Source organism: Salinisphaera orenii subsp. halophila YIM 95161, assembly GCF_003732545.1.
GTDB classification, from domain to species: Bacteria; Pseudomonadota; Gammaproteobacteria; order Nevskiales; family Salinisphaeraceae; genus Salinisphaera; species Salinisphaera orenii_A.
The window spans coordinates 1-15,520 of sequence record NZ_AYKF01000114.1; the positions used below are offsets into that span (position 1 = coordinate 1).

At 65.5% G+C, this 15,520-nt stretch carries 16 protein-coding genes; 9 read left to right on the top strand and 7 right to left on the bottom strand.

What is annotated here, in order from left to right; genetic code table 11:
• Positions 1-354 precede the first annotated feature (354 nt).
• A complete protein-coding gene (gene hmpA / locus SAHL_RS14320) occupies positions 355-1,608 on the bottom strand; it encodes an NO-inducible flavohemoprotein (protein ID WP_123592100.1) in 1,254 nt (417 codons plus the stop codon).
• A gap of 51 nt (positions 1,609-1,659) precedes the next feature.
• Between hmpA and SAHL_RS14325 the strand changes: the two genes are divergently transcribed.
• From SAHL_RS14325 to sugE, 6 genes are all read left to right on the top strand, one after another.
• Positions 1,660-2,091 (top strand): RrF2 family transcriptional regulator, encoded by a 432-nt coding sequence (locus SAHL_RS14325; RefSeq protein ID WP_123592101.1) that lies wholly within the window; start codon positions 1,660-1,662, stop codon positions 2,089-2,091.
• 41 nt (positions 2,092-2,132) lie between these two features.
• The gene (locus SAHL_RS14330; protein ID WP_123592102.1) at positions 2,133-2,450 is read left to right on the top strand and encodes a carboxymuconolactone decarboxylase family protein; all 318 of its coding nucleotides are present in this window, start codon (positions 2,133-2,135) and stop codon (positions 2,448-2,450) included.
• 12 nt (positions 2,451-2,462) lie between these two features.
• Complete coding sequence (locus SAHL_RS14335; RefSeq protein ID WP_245968556.1) at positions 2,463-3,425, top strand: NAD(P)H-dependent flavin oxidoreductase; 963 nt, start codon at positions 2,463-2,465, stop codon at positions 3,423-3,425.
• Positions 3,422-3,634, top strand: coding sequence for a hypervirulence associated TUDOR domain-containing protein (locus SAHL_RS14340; protein ID WP_123592104.1), 213 nt, complete (start codon positions 3,422-3,424; stop codon positions 3,632-3,634). The genes SAHL_RS14335 and SAHL_RS14340 overlap by 4 nt, the downstream gene beginning before the upstream one ends.
• 9 nt (positions 3,635-3,643) lie before the next feature.
• Positions 3,644-4,183: a DUF488 domain-containing protein gene (locus tag SAHL_RS14345; RefSeq protein ID WP_123592105.1), complete on the top strand. Its 540-nt coding sequence runs from the start codon at positions 3,644-3,646 to the stop codon at positions 4,181-4,183.
• 198 nt (positions 4,184-4,381) lie between these two features.
• On the top strand, positions 4,382-4,702 hold the full coding sequence (gene sugE / locus SAHL_RS14350; protein WP_123592106.1) for a quaternary ammonium compound efflux SMR transporter SugE: 321 nt from the start codon (positions 4,382-4,384) through the stop codon (positions 4,700-4,702).
• Between the two features lies 1 nt (position 4,703).
• Here the strand turns inward: sugE and SAHL_RS14355 are convergent, their stop codons facing one another.
• The 3 genes from SAHL_RS14355 to SAHL_RS14365 form a co-directional block, all read right to left on the bottom strand.
• Entirely contained in the window at positions 4,704-4,922 is a 219-nt protein-coding gene (locus tag SAHL_RS14355; protein ID WP_123592107.1) for an acetyltransferase, read from the bottom strand.
• A 25-nt stretch (positions 4,923-4,947) separates the two neighbouring features.
• Positions 4,948-5,346, bottom strand: coding sequence for a nucleoside diphosphate kinase regulator (gene rnk / locus SAHL_RS14360; RefSeq protein ID WP_123592108.1), 399 nt, complete (start codon positions 5,344-5,346; stop codon positions 4,948-4,950).
• 195 nt (positions 5,347-5,541) lie between these two features.
• The gene (locus SAHL_RS14365; RefSeq protein ID WP_123592109.1) at positions 5,542-7,290 is read right to left on the bottom strand and encodes a chloride channel protein; all 1,749 of its coding nucleotides are present in this window, start codon (positions 7,288-7,290) and stop codon (positions 5,542-5,544) included.
• A gap of 159 nt (positions 7,291-7,449) precedes the next feature.
• Between SAHL_RS14365 and SAHL_RS14370 the strand changes: the two genes are divergently transcribed.
• Both SAHL_RS14370 and SAHL_RS14375 read left to right on the top strand, forming a co-directional pair.
• Positions 7,450-8,127 (top strand): FadR/GntR family transcriptional regulator, encoded by a 678-nt coding sequence (locus SAHL_RS14370; protein ID WP_123592110.1) that lies wholly within the window; start codon positions 7,450-7,452, stop codon positions 8,125-8,127.
• Between the two features lie 3 nt (positions 8,128-8,130).
• On the top strand, positions 8,131-9,120 hold the full coding sequence (locus SAHL_RS14375; protein ID WP_123592111.1) for a bile acid:sodium symporter family protein: 990 nt from the start codon (positions 8,131-8,133) through the stop codon (positions 9,118-9,120).
• Between the two features lie 205 nt (positions 9,121-9,325).
• Here the strand turns inward: SAHL_RS14375 and SAHL_RS14380 are convergent, their stop codons facing one another.
• Genes SAHL_RS14380 through SAHL_RS14390 form a run of 3 tightly spaced genes read right to left on the bottom strand, consistent with a single transcriptional unit; the run spans position 9,326 to position 14,062 of the window.
• Complete coding sequence (locus SAHL_RS14380; protein ID WP_123592112.1) at positions 9,326-10,915, bottom strand: FGGY-family carbohydrate kinase; 1,590 nt, start codon at positions 10,913-10,915, stop codon at positions 9,326-9,328.
• Positions 10,912-12,465: a glycerol-3-phosphate dehydrogenase/oxidase gene (locus tag SAHL_RS14385; protein WP_123592113.1), complete on the bottom strand. Its 1,554-nt coding sequence runs from the start codon at positions 12,463-12,465 to the stop codon at positions 10,912-10,914. Before SAHL_RS14385 ends, SAHL_RS14380 begins: the two co-directional genes overlap by 4 nt.
• Positions 12,455-14,062: an FAD-binding oxidoreductase gene (locus tag SAHL_RS14390; RefSeq protein WP_123592114.1), complete on the bottom strand. Its 1,608-nt coding sequence runs from the start codon at positions 14,060-14,062 to the stop codon at positions 12,455-12,457. The genes SAHL_RS14385 and SAHL_RS14390 overlap by 11 nt, the downstream gene beginning before the upstream one ends.
• Positions 14,063-14,161: 99 nt before the next feature.
• Here SAHL_RS14390 and SAHL_RS14395 point away from each other — a divergent pair, with 99 nt between their 5' ends.
• Positions 14,162-15,178 (top strand): AraC family transcriptional regulator, encoded by a 1,017-nt coding sequence (locus SAHL_RS14395; RefSeq protein WP_123592115.1) that lies wholly within the window; start codon positions 14,162-14,164, stop codon positions 15,176-15,178.
• The last annotated feature ends 342 nt before the right edge of the window (positions 15,179-15,520 follow it).

A 15,520-nucleotide genomic window follows, 5' to 3' on the forward strand; every position in this document is an offset into this window, starting at 1 on the left:
CGAACACGCAATTTACGCGCCGTGCAGCTCTTGCTGGGACATACGAAGCTGGAAAGCACGGTGCGCTATCTGGGCATCGAGGTCGATGATGCGCTCGAGATGTCGGAGCAGACAGAGGTATGAAGGGCATCGCTGCCGAACGAGTTAGCTCTAGGCTCGTTCGGCGCGTACGCCTACCGGCCAGAAGCCGCCGTCGTGATAATCGATTCGGGTGGTTTCCAATGATGCTGGACACTCTGGATGGGTGCGCTACGCGATAGCAGGGTATGTTCGAGGCCCGGCTCGGAGTGCTGCTTTGGATTCGAAGAAAGCCTGTAGTCGCAGAACCAATCGACGACTACAGGCATGTTCTTATCAGGCGGCGAGTTTCCCGCCAGGGCCGAAGAACTCGTAATGCAGATCCTGTTCAGGCACGCCGCGTTCTCGCAGCAGGGCATGAACATGCTCGAGCATTGGTGTCGGGCCGCAAAAGTAATAGGCCGCTAGCTGTTCACCGACCATCTCGTCGAGTAGCGTTGCGTCGATCAGGCCCTCACTGTCGTGCAGCCCGGCGGCGCGATCGGCCTCGCGAGGCGCGTCGTAGCGCACATGAACGCTGAGGTTCGGGTGCTTGGTCTTCAGCACCTTCAATTCGTCCGAAAAAGCTTGGACGGCGCCGTTGAGCGCACCTTGAATAAAAATGATCGGACGCGTGTTGTTCGAGTTTTCAACGGCGGCGTGCAGCATCGAGATGATGGGCGTTACCCCCACGCCGCCGGCGATGAACACCAGCGCCGTATGATCGTTATCAGGCATTTCGAGCGTGAACTCGCCACAGGGCGGGCTGAGCTCTACGCGATCGCCGGCATAGATGCGATCGTGCACGTAATTCGAGAAGATGCCGTGCGGTGCCTCCTCCGCGGCTGCGGGCTCGCGCTTGACGCTGATGCGGTAGTAATCGCTGCCAGGCGGATTCGAAAGGCTGTAATTGCGCATGACCGTCTGGCCATTCGCGAGAGTCGCACGAATGGTTATGTACTGCCCCGGCGCATGGGCAGCTAACGGTTGGCCGTCCAGCGGCTTGAGATAGAATGACGCGATGTTGTCGCTGCTTTTCTCGCGCCGATCAACGATGAACGACTTGAAGCCGTGCCAGCCGTATACCGCGTCCTGGGTGCTGTAGATCTGTTTCTCGCGGGCGATAAATATGTCCGCCAGTACGGCGTAAGCCGCTGCCCATGCGTCGATGATGTCGTCGGTCGCGGCTTCGCCGAGCACTTCGCGAATCGAAGCGAGAAGGTTGTCGCCGACGATCGGATAATGCTCGGGCTGGATGCTCAGCGATGCGTGCTTCTGTGCGATCAGTTCGACGGCGTCGCCGAGCACGGCCGGGTTATCGATATGCTGCGCATACGCCAGGATCGCGCCGGCCAGAGCGCGCTGCTGGCTGCCCGAGTGCTGGTGCGCCGGGTTGAAATAGTCACGTACCTCCGGATTGACGCGAAACATCCGTTCGTAGAAATGCCGTGTCAGCGTTTCGCCGTGCGCCTGCAATACCGGTACCGTCTGTTTGACGATCGATTTTTGTTGATCCGTAAGCACCGTTGTCTCCAAATAGGTGAGTGACATGCCAATTAATAATTGGTATGTTAGTTACCGAATTAAGAAAGTCAAGCCGTCATGCAACTGACCACACATACGGACTATTCCCTGAGGCTGCTGATCTATCTGGCGGTTCGAAAAGAGGGCATGCCGGCGACGGTTCAGGCGGCGGCCGATCGCTATCGTATTTCTGCGAACCATATGGCGAAGGTGGCTCAGACCCTTGTGCTATATGGCTATATCCACAGCCAAAGAGGCCGCGGTGGTGGGCTGTCGCTCGCAAAACCGGCGAGCCAGATCAATATCGGTGCGGTGGTTCGTCGTACGGAAAATCTCAGGCTGCTCGAATGCTTTGGCCCGAACTCGACCTGTCCGATCGATCCCGCATGCCGGTTGAAGAATATTCTGGGCCGCGCGCAGACCGCGTTTCTTGAGGTGCTCGATGAGTATTCGCTGGATGCCCTCGTAACCAACGAAGACGAATTACGGATGTTGCTCGGCGGCGCGTAAGCGCCACGGCGGTTTCGATTCACACCAGGCGGGAGCAGACCATGAGCCAAACACCGGGACAAAAGCGCAAGGAACTGACACCGGATGCCGAGCAGGCGTGGCGAACGTTCAGCAAGGCGGTATTTGCCGAGGGCGAACTCGATGCCAAGACCAAGCAGCTGATTGCCGTCGCTGTGGCGCACGTTACGCAGTGTCCACACTGTATTGAGGCGCATGCTCCGGCGGCCAAGCGAGCCGGCGCGACCCAGGGTCAGGTCATGGAAGCAATCTGGGTGGCCGCAGAAATGCGGGCCGGCGGCGCTGTCGCGCATTCACATCTTGCGCTGGATGCGTACGACAGCGCACCGGATGACGGCTAGATGTACGGCGCCTTGAAAGAACTGTTGGGTATCGAACATCCGATCCTGCTGGCGCCCATGGGCAACGTCTCAGGCGGTGCGTTGGCGGCTGCCGTGAGTCATGCGGGCGGTCTCGGCCTGATCGGCGCGGGTTACGGCGATGCGGACTGGTTGGATCGTGAATTTCAGAAAGCAGGCGAAGCGAGGATCGGTGTCGGCTTCATAACCTGGGCGCTGGCGCGCAATGCGTCTCTGCTTGATCTGGCGCTCGCCTACGAGCCCGAGGCGGTGATGTTCTCGTTCGGCGATTGCACGCCATTTCTACCCGCGGTGCGCAAGGCCGGTGCGAAGATTATCTGTCAGGTCCAGACGTTGGCGCAGGCGCGTGGTGCCGCGGCTGCCGGCGCGGATCTGATCGTGGCCCAGGGTGCGGAAGCGGGCGGGCACGGTGGGACACGGTCCACATTGACCTTGGTTCCGGCCGTCGTGGACGCCGTGGCGCCAACGCCGGTCGTCGCTGCCGGCGGTATCGCCGACGGGCGTGGACTGGCTGCCGTATGCATGCTCGGGGCTTCGGGTGCGCTGATTGGCACGCGGTTTTTTGCCAGCGAAGAGGCGCTGGGCCATGCCAACGCGAAACGCTGTATTGTCGAAAGCCAAGGCGATGCAACAGTAAGAACGCGCGTGTTCGATATTGTGCGCGGCTATCCTTGGCCGGTGCATATCACCGGTCGCGTGCCGCTCAACCGCTTCTCGGAGCAGTGGCATGGGCGTGAAGATGCCTTGTCTGCCGATCTGGCCCATCAGCAGATACGCTACCGCGAAGCCGAAGCCGCGAACGATACCGATACCACGGTTGTGTTTGCCGGCGAGGCTGTGGATTTGATCGATACCATCGAGCCGGCGGCAGCGATCGTCGCGCGGCTCGCAAGCGAGGCGTACCGGCTGATGGGCATTCCTTCTACATCCGACGCGAAAATTGGGAGCGTGCGATGAGCCAGACATTCAAGGTTGGCGATCATGTCGCCTGGAATTCCGAGGCCGGTCAGGTCAGCGGTCGTATCACCAAGGTCCATACGCGCGATTTCGAATACAAGGGCCATATGCGGCGTGCGTCCGTCGACGAACCGCAGTATGAGATCGAAAGCGACAAGACCGATCATATCGCGGCTCACAAGGAATCCGCGTTAACGCGGATCGAGTAAAACAGCGCCGTGTCGAGTTCTGTCTTCTATACCGTCGGCCATTCGACGCGTACGCAGGAAGAGTTGATCGATCTGTTGGGCGTGGGCGGGGTCGATCATGTTGTTGACGTGCGAGCCATGCCGTGTTCGCGCACCAATCCGCAGTTCAATCACGATGTCTTCGCGATGAGACTCGCGGCCTCGGGTATCGGCTATGACCATAGCGAGGCACTGGCCGGGCTGCGCAAACGTTCGAAGACGGTCGCCGACGAGATCAACGGCTTTTGGCGCAACCGCAGCTTTCATGACTACGCGGATTACGCGCTGAGTACGCGCTATCAACAAGCGATCGAATCATTGATCGAACTGGGCCAATGCCATGTCTGTGCGCTCATGTGTGCCGAAGCCGTATGGTGGCGCTGTCATCGACGCATCATTGCTGATCACTTGCTCCATCGCGGCGAGCGCGTCTGTCATCTGATGAACAAGGATCGTATCCAGCCCGCCGAGATGACGTCGGCCGCACGTACCGGCGACAACGGCATGTTGATCTACCCCGCGGCCGAGTGAGTATCGGGCGGTTTCGCTAGTGCGCTAGATCGGCGATACGGCTACGTAAATGCCGAGCGACTGCAATCTAATGGGCGGCTGGGGTACCGAGCGTTGCGTCCGGTCGAACGCCTGCCTACCCTGTGTCGTCGAGGCCACGACCTCTCCCAGCTATGGGCCGGAAACGACCGGGACGACCCGGCACCGCAGGAGAGACGCGTGCCCTGGATCATATTGTTCGCTGCCGGCCTGTTGGAGATCGTCTGGGCGTTCTCAATGAAGCAATCGACCGGCTTTTCCCGACTCACCCCGTCGGTCGTAACACCCGTTGCGATGGTGGCCAGTTTTGGTCTGCTGGCGATTGCGATGCGCACGCTGCCGCTTGGCACGGCCTATACGATATGGACCGGGATCGGCGCGGTGGGCGCGTTCTTCGTGGGCGTGTTGGTGCTCGGAGAATCGGCAAGCACACTACGCATTCTGGCGCTGATCCTGATCGTGGCTGGTCTTGTTCTGATGAAACTCGCGTCCGAAGGATGATCTATCGCTGAGACGCGGATGGCTGCTCCGTCTTCTCATCGGATTCGGCGAGTGATTCCAGCGTTTCGGTTAAATTCAGCCTTCGTATCGCGCTGATCGCCACCTCCAGCGCGCCTTCGCCGCAAAGCCCGGAGATTGAAGCGTCCTCGTAGCCGGCCAATGCGGCGTCGATACAGGCATCGCGTACGCCCGCAGCGATGGTAAGTTCATCCTGGCTCATGGCTAATTCCTTGCGCGAGTCGTACCTACCGGCGGCGGGCTTCGGGTTGATCGCGTACCTCGAGCACACGCAGCTTGAGCGTGTCGCCGCCCGGCACCTGCCACTGGATCATCTGGTCGACCGCAAGACCGAGCAAGGCGCTACCCACCGGCGCGAGTATCGATACCTTCCCTGGGCTGCCGTCCATATCCTTCGGATAGACGAGCGCAAGCTCGAAACGCTTCCCGCTATCGACGTTTTCGAACGCGATGGTGGAATTCATCGTCACCACATCGGCCGAGATTTCGTCGGAGGCTACAACATGAGCACGCGCGAGTTCAGCCCGCAACTCGGGTATGCCGGGCACGCTGTCGCCGGTTTTTTCGAGCAACGCGTCGATACGTTCGTAATCGGTTTCGGTAACGATGATCGGTGGCTGATCCATGAGACTATCCGAAGCTTGTCGCGCTATCAGCGCGACTTTATGAGTGGGTCAACCAGTTATTAAAGCATAGTACAGGCGGTGCCGGAACAAGGCATCGACAGGCAGTATCGCGGGCGCCGATTGGTTCCGATCCGTCGGGTTTCGACCGCTGGGGCTGCCATGAGCAGGCTTGCCGAGCGACAACCTTCCGCTAGGTTAGCTACCGGGCAAGACGAAGCCGTCTTCATGCATCCCGCGCCGATGCGCGGCGATCACGGCGGCGCGATCGATATAGCCCACGAGTTTGCGATCGTCCGCACGGCTGACGACCGGCAGACGGCCGATATCGTGATAGAGCATTCGGCGTACGGCTTCACGCACTGTTTCGTCGGGATAGGCACGAACGACGTCGGTTGTGCATATCGTATGCGCGGTCAACGGATCGGCCACCGTTTCTGACTGAGCGCGGAGCACATCGCTGCGTGTGAGGATGCCGACCAGGTTGTTGTCGGCGTCGACAACAACCAGTGCATCGCTATGGCTTTGCGCTTCGGTTTGGAGCCCCAGGCGGGTCGCGACCGAAGCCAGGGGCGCGCTCGCGTCGATCGGCTCGAAATGCGTCTGCATTACCGAAGCGATGTCGGCTCGCTCGAGCGGATCAACCTCGAATTCCTGGTTCACGCGCAAGCCGCGGCGCGCCAGTTTCTCGGTCATGATCGTGGTGCGCATGTAGAGAATGCTTATTCCGGTCGCGATCACGCAGACCAGCATCAGGGGCAGTATCGCGTCGTAGTTGCGGGTGATCTCGAAGGCGAAAACGATAAGCGCGAACGTGGCGCGGGAAGCAGCGGCGAACAACGCCGCCATGCCAACCAACGCAAACGCCGCCGGCTCGAGCGGGGCGCCCGGCAATAGCGCGTTACCCACGATGGCGAACAGCGCGCCCAGCGCCGCGCCGGTCATGAACATGGGCGCCAGCAGCCCGCCTGACGTGCCCGAACCCAACGATACGAGCAACGCTGCGGTCTTGAATACGGCGATCGACAGCAGTGCGGCGACCGCGAACTCATTGTTGAGCACGCCCGTGATCAGGTCGTAGCCCACGCCCAGCACCTCGGGTGCGAACAGCCCGATCATGCCGAGGCCCAGACCGCCTAGGGCCGGGCGCCAGATATCGCCGATCGGCAGCGCCTCGAACGCGTCTTCGACCACGAACAGCAGCTTGCTGAAACCCACGGCAACGAACCCGATCAGGATCGCGAACAGGACATACGCCGGTGCGTTGAAGGGCAATCCGAAGTCCACGGCATCCATCGCGAACAGCGGGCCGTCGCCGATGAGGGCATGGCGCAACGCGGTGGCCACGGCCGTGGCGATGACCAGGGGTATGAACGAGCGTGGCCGAAACTCGAAAAGCAACAGTTCGATTGCGAGGATCACGCCCGCGAGCGGGGTGCCGAAGATCGCGGCCATCCCGCCGGCCGCGCCACAAGCCAACAGCACCTTGCGCTCCGCTGCCGTTGTAGAAACCACTTGTCCGAGCAGAGAGCCCAGCGCGCCCCCGGTCTGGATGATCGGCCCTTCGGCGCCAAAGGGGCCGCCGCTACCGATCGCGACGACCGTAGATATTGGTTTGAAGATCGCTACCCGCAGAGAGATACGGCTGTCGCTGGTCAGCACGGCTTCCATGGCTTCGGGGATGCCGTGGCCCTTGATCTTGGGCGAGCCATAGCGGGCCATCAGCCCGACAAGCAATCCACCGATGGCGGGCACGATGACGATCCACGCGCCAAGGTTATGGTCCGCGACGCTCGGCAGTTCAAACGAAACGGCTTGCATGAACGTGACGTTGAGCGCGAGCGCGATGAGGTTGAACAAGGCGTACGCGACCAGCCCCGCCAGCAAGCCGGCCACGCACGCAAGCACCGACATATGTACCGCGCGCAAACGTTCGTGGCGGCTCATGAAAGATTGATTGTTCACGGCGAGCGTAAGCAGAGGTTGAACGGATCGCAAATTCTGCCGGAGACTGATGTTGATTGCAGGTATTAATCGACAGATCGTAGCGTTGCGTTTTCTTATTAAAGGTAGGATTATTGGTTAATAGGTCATATAGGAGAGATCATGAAGTTGGCCCAAGTGTCGCGCGGCTCCCTCGTGGAGTTGGTGATAGACAGTCTTAGAGAAGCGATCGAAACGAAGCGGTGGCCCGTCGACGAACGCATTCCGACGGAGTCGGCTTTGTCCGCACAGCTGGGCGTAAGTCGGAATACGGTGCGAGAGGCTGTACGCGTGCTGGCGCATGTCGGCCTCCTTCAGGTCCGCCAGGGCGATGGCACTTACGTGCGCGCGCAATACGACCCGGGCGAAACGTTGCGCCGGATTGATCGAGCCGCCCTGCGTGATCGCATCGAAGTGAGGCTGACCCTGGAGGTCGAAGCCGCACGCTTGGCGGCCGCGCGACGCAATGATTCCGACCTGCGCGAGATGCGCTGCACGCTCGATGCCCGCCGCGACGCCGGCATGGATCTGTCTCAGCGCATCGATTACGACGAGCGATTTCATCACGCCGTAGTTGCCAGTGCGCGTAACAGTGCGCTCTCCGATCTTTACGCCTACTTCTTGCGCGCGATTCGGAACACGATTGAACGCACGGAGATCGATCTGGATCTGCCAGAGCCGACCCAGGCCGATCACGAAGCGTTACTGCAGGCGATCGAAGCAGGCGATGCAGAAGCAGCCGAGTCTGCGGCCCGACACCTCTTAACGCCGTCGCTGACGGCTCTGACATCCGAGCGTTAAACCATGCGTCGCTTTATCGATGGGTTCACCATGCTGTTGCTCGGCGCGATCGTGCTCGCCGCTTTTGTGCCCGCACGCGGCGACCCCGCGGACATGATGGGTGTGGCCGGGCAGGTCGCCGTCGCGCTGCTGTTCTTTATTCACGGTGCAGCGCTGTCGCGCGCGTCGGTGCTGACCGGCGCCGCGCACTGGCGGCTGCACCTGTTCATCTTCGCGATTACCTTCGTCTGCTTTCCGCTCGTCGTACTGCCCATATTGGGACTGGCACCAGTTTGGATACCACCCGAACTGGCACTCGGCTTTCTCTACCTTGGCGCCTTGCCTTCGGCGGTTTCTTCGTCGATAGCATTTACGGCAATGGCCGGCGGTAATGTGCCCGCGGCGGTCTGCAGTGCAGCGGCTTCGAATGTGTTCGGCATGATGATGACGCCGTTTCTGTTAATACTTCTTGCGCAGACTGCCGGCGGTGATGCATTCGCCGTGGGTGATGCCTTGCGGGATATCGTCGTGCAGCTTCTCCTGCCCTTTGCCGCGGGCCAGGCCATCAGGCCTTGGGTCGCCGACTTTATGGACCGGCATGAGGCACTGTCGTCACGCTACGACCAAGCAGTGATCCTGCTGATCGTCTACGCCGCGTTTTCGAAGTCGGTGGCCAGCGGACTGTGGCACGACCTGCCGCTGGCTGCGATTGCACTCGCAATTGGTCTGTGTGCAGTTTTACTCGCGGCCATGATCGGTATCGCAATGGGCTTGTCACGGAGACTTGGCTTCAACCTCGCGGACGAGACCGCAGCAGTATTTTGCGGCTCGAAGAAGAGCTTGGCGTCGGGTCTACCCATGGCGAATGTTCTGTTTGCCGGCAATCCAGCGCTCGGTATGATCGTGCTGCCCATCATGGTCTACAACCAGATTCAGATCGTGGTCGGTGCGTTACTGGCCAAAGCTTATGCGAAACGCTTGCGACGCCAGACGGTGAAGGAGCCGGACACATAAGTCTCGTGCGGTGCGCTTGTGTGAAGAACTTATCCAAGAGGTATGTCCGCTTAGGGTCGAAAGCCGCAACTCGATTGAACCAACGGATAATTACGCTAACAACAGGCGCGTTGTTTTTGTCGATCAACACGGAGCCCGTGCGTCTAGGACTTAGACCTGCGGCCAAAGACCCGGCCCAAAACGTATCCACGGTCTTTCAATCGTTTCAATCCCAGTTGTCGGCAGCACGAGGGAATCCCGTACCGGCGTACTGCCCGGCGATACGCCGAAACGTCGGCGCCAGAGCTGGGTACAGGGCACGATAAACCTCACGGTACAGGCAGTCGTAGCGGCGGCTGATGTTTGGATCCGGCTCGAAGCGCGTTCCGTCGCGGACCATGGCGCGGGCGGCCGCGGTGTGGTCGGGGTGCCAGCCGAGCCCCACGGCGGCGTTGATGGCCGCACCCAGGCCGCTGGTCTCGTGCGTGTGGCTGCGCTGCGCCGGCAGGCCGAAGACGTCGGCGAGGATCTGCATGGCGGCGTCCGATTGCGAGCCACCGCCGGCCACGCGCAGGCGCGTGACGGGCGTGCGGGTGCGGCGTTCGATGCGTTCGCGCCCGGCACGCAGGGCGTAGGCCAGTCCTTCGAGGATGGCACGGTAGACGTGGGCGCGGCCGTGAACGTCGGTGAAGCCCACGATCGCACCGCGGGCCTCGGGGCCCGGGTCGCGCACGCCGGGCGACCAGGTCGGCAGCACGAACAGGCCGTCGCTGCCGGGCGGGATCGGCGCGATGGCCTCGTCCAGCAGCGTTTCGGCGCTGCGGCGGGCGGCGGTCGCGGCTTGGACGGTGTCGACGGCGAATTCGTGCTTGAACCATGACACGAGCCAGAAGCCGCGATAGATCTGGATCTCGTCGGTGTAGGCGCCGGGCATGGCGGCCGGATAGGCGGGCACGAAGCGCGTGACCTCGCGATAATCCGCGCGGCAGGTGTTGAGCGTCGCGGTGGTGCCGAGCGACACGCAGGCGGTCTCCGGCGTGACGGCGCCGGCGCCCAGTACCTCGCAGGCCTTGTCGGCACCGGCCGAGAACACGGGCAACCGCGCGGGCAGGCCGAGCGCTCGCGCGGCCGCGTCGGTGACGTCGCCGAGCACGCCGCCCGGCTCGACCAGTTCAGGCATCTGCCCGTGCGTCGCCGCGATGGCACGCCATTTCCAGTCGCCCGTCTTCGCCCAGCGCCGGCGTCGATAGTCGAACGGTAGATAGCCGACCTGGGCAGCCACGCTGTCGCGCCAGCGCCCGGTCAGGCGATGAACCAGCCATCCGGACAGCAGCGGCATGCGCGCGGTTCGGGCATGCAGCGCCGGGGCATGCGCGGCCAGCCAGTTCGCCGGCGCGGCGCGCTGGAAGCGCTCGATCGTGCTGGCGAGGCCGAGCAGCGCGAAGACCGCGCGCCAGTGTCCCGGCAGCGCCGGCACGGTGGCGACCTCGCGCTGGTCCAGCCACGAGATCGCCGGACGAAGCGGCGTGCCGTCCTCGGCGGCGAAGACCGTGGTCGCTCGCTGTGTGGTCAGGGCGATGCCGGCGATGCGATCGACGGCCGCATGCGGTTCATCCCACAGCGCCCGGCAGGCCGAGACCGTGGCCTGCCAGAACACCTCGGCGTCTTGCTCGGCCCAGCCCGGCTCGGGGGCGTGGTACGGCGGCTCGATCGGGACCTGGGCGCGGGCACACAGCGTGCCGGCGGCGTCGAAGACGAGCGCCCGCACGCTCTGGGTGCCGACGTCGATCGCCAGCACGCGATCGCGCGCGCTCATGCCGGCGCGTGCACCGCGCGCCAGTGGGCGAGATAGCGCTCCCGCTCCTCGGCCCAGCGCGCGGCGTCCCAGCCCAGCGCGGCGCGGCACAGCGGCTCGATGGCCGCCAGCTCGGCCGCGCCGCCGTCGGGCAGCAGCAGGCCCGCGCGGGTCCGGCGCAGCATGAGATCGTCCAGATGCTCGACCGCCTCGAAGGCGAGCGCGCAGCGCAGCTCGCGCCGGCAGTAGTCGGTCACGCCCACCCGGGCCTCGTCGTCGGGCGCATCCGCGAGCCGCGCATACGCCGGGCCGTGGCGGGATACGCGGCGCCCCGCGGCATCCACCGCAACGCCCGGCAGCCGCTGCTGGACGATCGGCGACGCGGGATCGGCCACGGCCCGCCGCCCCAGCGCCTCCCCGACGCGGGCGAGCACCTCGTGCGCGGTCACGCGGAAGGTGGTGAGCTTGCCGCCGGTGACGGTGATCAAGCCGCGTTCGACGTCGATGGCCGACTCCCGCGATTCCTCGGAAGCCGATGCGCCCGGCTGCCCGGCCACCACCGGGCGCACGCCGGCATAGGCCGACAGGGCATCCGTCGCGGCGAGCTCACGGCCCGGAAAATAGTGCCGCGCCGCGGCGATCAGATAAGCCGACTCGGCTGCGCTCATCACCGGCGGCGCGTCCATCGGCGCGTCGTGATCGAGATCGGTGGTGCCGAACACCGTCGCGCCCTGCCAGGGCACGGCGAACAGCGGCCGGCGATCGTCCGGATGGAAGAGCGTGATCGCCTGCGCCACCGGCAGGGCGTGAAAGGGAAAGACGAAGTGCGAGCCCCGCAGCGGCCGCAGCTGCGGCGCCCCGTCGACCTGCGCGCGCAGCGCGTCGCTCCACGGCCCGGTGGCGTTGACCACCGCGCGGGCGCGGAGCGCGAACGTATCCCCCGTGATGCGGTCGGCCGCGCGAACGCCCACGACCCGGTCGTTGTCGAGGATCGGCGCTTCGGCGCGCACGTAGTTGGCGGCGGCCGCGCCGTGCGCGCGCGCCTCGATGAGCACGCGCAGGGTGAGCCGCACGTCGTCGGTCACGGCGTCGCGGTAGACGAAACCGCCGGTAAGCGCCTCACGGTTCAGATCCGGCATGCGCCAGGCGAGATCGTCCGGGCGCAGATAGCGCGAATAGCGCTTGCCGGCCATGAGGTCGTAGGCGGCCAGCCCGGCGCCGAGCTTCAAGCGCCCCGGCCGATCGTGGGCATAGACCGGCAGCAGGAAGTCCAGCGGGTCGACCAGGCCCGGCAGATCGCGCATCAGGCGCTGGCGCTCGCGCACCGATTCGCGGGTCAGCCGCCAGTCGCCGGCGGCGAGATAGCGCAGCCCCCCGTGCACGAGCTTGGACGACCAGCTCGACGTGCCCGAGGCGAAATCGTTCTGTTCGACGAGCGCGACCGACAGACCCGCGCGGGCCGCCTCCAGCGCCACGCCGGCGCCGGTGATGCCGCCGCCGACGATCACGAGATCGAAACAGCGCTCGGCGGCCGCCTCGGCGAAGTCCTCGCGCCAGCCTTCAGCCCACATGATCGTCCTCCCAGAGCTTGTGCGGGTTCATCATGCCCTCCGGATCGAGCTCGGCGAGCGCGGCCCGCATCAATCGCCGCCCCGAGGTGCCGGTTTCGGCGGCCAGATAGGGCGCGTGGTCGCGGCCCACACCGTGCTGGTGGCTGATGGTGCCGCCCCGGGCCACGATCGTCCGGCTGACATCGCGCTTGAGCCTGCGCCAGCGCTCGATGTCGGTGGCATAGTCGGGGCCGCGCCGCCAGATCACGGTCATGTACAGGCTGCAGCCGGCGGCATAGACGTGCGATAGATGGCTGAAGGCCAAGGCGCGCTCGCCGTGGGCGTGCAATGCCTCGTGGGCGGCCTGCTGCATGGCGCTCACGGTCGCGGTAGCGCGCGACCAGGGCACCGAGGTCTCCATGGTGTCCACGCAGTAGCCGGCCTCCCACAGGCCGTTGCGCAGATAGGCCCCGGCGAAGCGGCCGGCGGCCCAGGCGCGGCCGAGCGCGGTGCCCACCGCCACGCCTCCGGCCGCGCGGGCCAGCGCCAGCGCATCGGCACGCGCGCGCCCCGCCTCGCGCCGGCTACCGGTGACGCCGAACAGCATCATCACCGGCCGGTCGCCCAGGCGGCGCCAGCCGAGATAGCGGCGCAGCCAGGCGATGGCCGACTCGTGGCCGGCGATGCGCAGCTGGGTATCGGTCTCGTCGGCGTTGGAGACGCGCAGCATCGACACCGCCACCCCGGCCTGGCTGATCGCCCGCGCAGCGGCGAGCCCCGCCGCCCAGTCGCCGAAGAACACCGCGTGGAAGCGCTCGTGTTCGGGCGTGGGCGTGACGTGCACCCAGGCCTCGGTGAGCACGCCGAGCCGACCCTCCGAGCCCAGCACCAGCTGGCGCAGGTCCGGCCCGGCCGAGGAGGCCACGCGCCCGCCGACCTCGAGTTCGCCGCCCGGACAGGCCAGCCGCGCGCCGTGGAGACAGTGCTCGATGCGGCCGTAGCGCCGCGACTGCTGGCCGGCGGAGCGGGTCACGATCCAGCCACCGAGCGTGGAGTATTCGAACGACTGCGGATAGTGGCCGAGCACGAAGCCGTGGGCCCGCAGCTGGGACTCCACCAGCGGCCCGGGCGCGCCGGCGGCGATCCGCGCGAGCCGGTCGTGCGGGTCGATGCCCAGCAGCCGCACCTGGCGACTCATGTCCAGCGAGATCACCGGCCGGCCGTCATCGACCACCTGCAGGTGCCCGACCACGCTGGTGCCGCCGCCGTAGGGGATCACCGCCGCCCCCGCGCGTTCGGCCGCGGCCAGCACCGCCCGCGTCTCGGCGTGGTCGCGCGGCCGGGCGACCGCATCCGGAAACGGCCCGACCGCGCCGTGACGCAGTGCCGCCCAGTCGGCGAAGCTCTGGCCGTGGGCGTGGCGCAGCCGCGATTCGGCGTCCCGGTCCCAACCCGGCCTGGCCGGCAGCCGGGATGCCGGCACCCGCGCGCAGGCCGACGCCAGACTCGCATCGCCGCCGCGATCGCCCTCGCCCAGCCGCTGTGCGAGAAACGCCCGCGCCGCCGCCGGCAGCGGCGTCTCGCGGCGCGCCTCGCCCCAGCCGTTCCATCGCCGCATTGCCCGATCTCCACCGCTCGTGTGCCGTCGCGTCCAAGGCTATCGGATTCTGGAGTCACAACAATTGACTCGACGCGCACGGCCCGATCTCATGCCGACATGACACACCACGCCGCCACGACACCCCGGCCGACCGTCGCGGCCTCGATGCTGCGCTCACTGCACGGCTATCTCGCCGCCCGCGGCCATGATGCCGACGCCCTGCTCCGGGCCGCCGGGCTCGCCGCCCGCGATATCGCCGACGCCGAACGCACGATCGAGGCGCGCCACTACGAACGGCTGCTGCAGGCGGCGATCGCGGCCAGTCACAACCCGCTGCTGGGGCTGGAATTCGGCATGGCGGTCCACCCCGAACGCTGGGGCGGGATCGGCCGCCTGCTCGTGCACTGCGCCACGCTCGGCGAGGCGATCGCCTTCCAGACGCGCTATGTCCATCTCGTCAACGCCGCCGGCCGCACCACCATCAGCGAGCACGACGGCGAGACGACGATCGAATGGCGCGACGCAGAGCCCACGATGCCGGCGCTGGTGGAAGAAGCCTTCGCGGCCTGGGTGGGTTTCGCTCGCTGGGCCAGCCAGCGCGACCGGGCGCCGATCGCGATCAGCTTCCGGCACCGCGCGCAGGGCGATCCCGCCGTCTATCGGGCCTTTTTCCAGTGCCCGGTCCATTTCGAGGCGCCCGGCCATCGGCTGCGCTTCGACTCGAAGCTGCTTGCCGCGCCGCTGCGCTCGCCGGATGCCGTGCTCGCCACGGCGCTCGCGGCCCGGGTCGACACCCGCCAGGCCCGGTACGACAGCCATGCCCTGGTCGCCGCGCTGCAGGACTGGATCGCCGCGCGGCTGGCCCACGGCGCGCCCGGCCTGGCCGATGCCGCCGTCGCCATGAACCTCGGCGAACGAAGTCTGCAGCAGCGGCTGCACGACGCCGGCACCGGCTTTCGTCAATGCGTGGACGACACCCGCCGCCGGCTCGCCGAGCGGCACCTGCGCGACGCCTCGCTGTCGATCGGCGATATCGGCCTGCGGCTCGGTTTCTCGGAGCAGAGCGCGTTCCAGCGCGCCTTTCGTCGCTGGCACGGCCTGCCGCCCGCGGCCTGGCGGCGCCGGAACGGCTGAGCCGATCCAGAGCCTGTTGACCCTTCATGCGAGCCCGCGCCAAGCGCTTCCTGAAAATTGATTAGGGGCGGGAAGACGAGGCGTCGTGCGCGCCGCGCAGTCGTTCTGAACCAGCGTGCGACAACGCTGGATTGCCGCACGACAGCGCCTGCCCCGAAGGGTTGGGCCGCCCATGAAACAATCATGGGCGCGCTGCGGCGTTGCCAGTCTGGATCGTGGCTCGCCACGATCGGCGACCCGCACCTTGCCGCACACGATATGCGGCCTCCAACGCGGCGTTCGCAGGAAGTGTTGACAGGCCCTAGCCGAAGACCAGCCGCAGCAGCGGCAGGCCGCCGACCG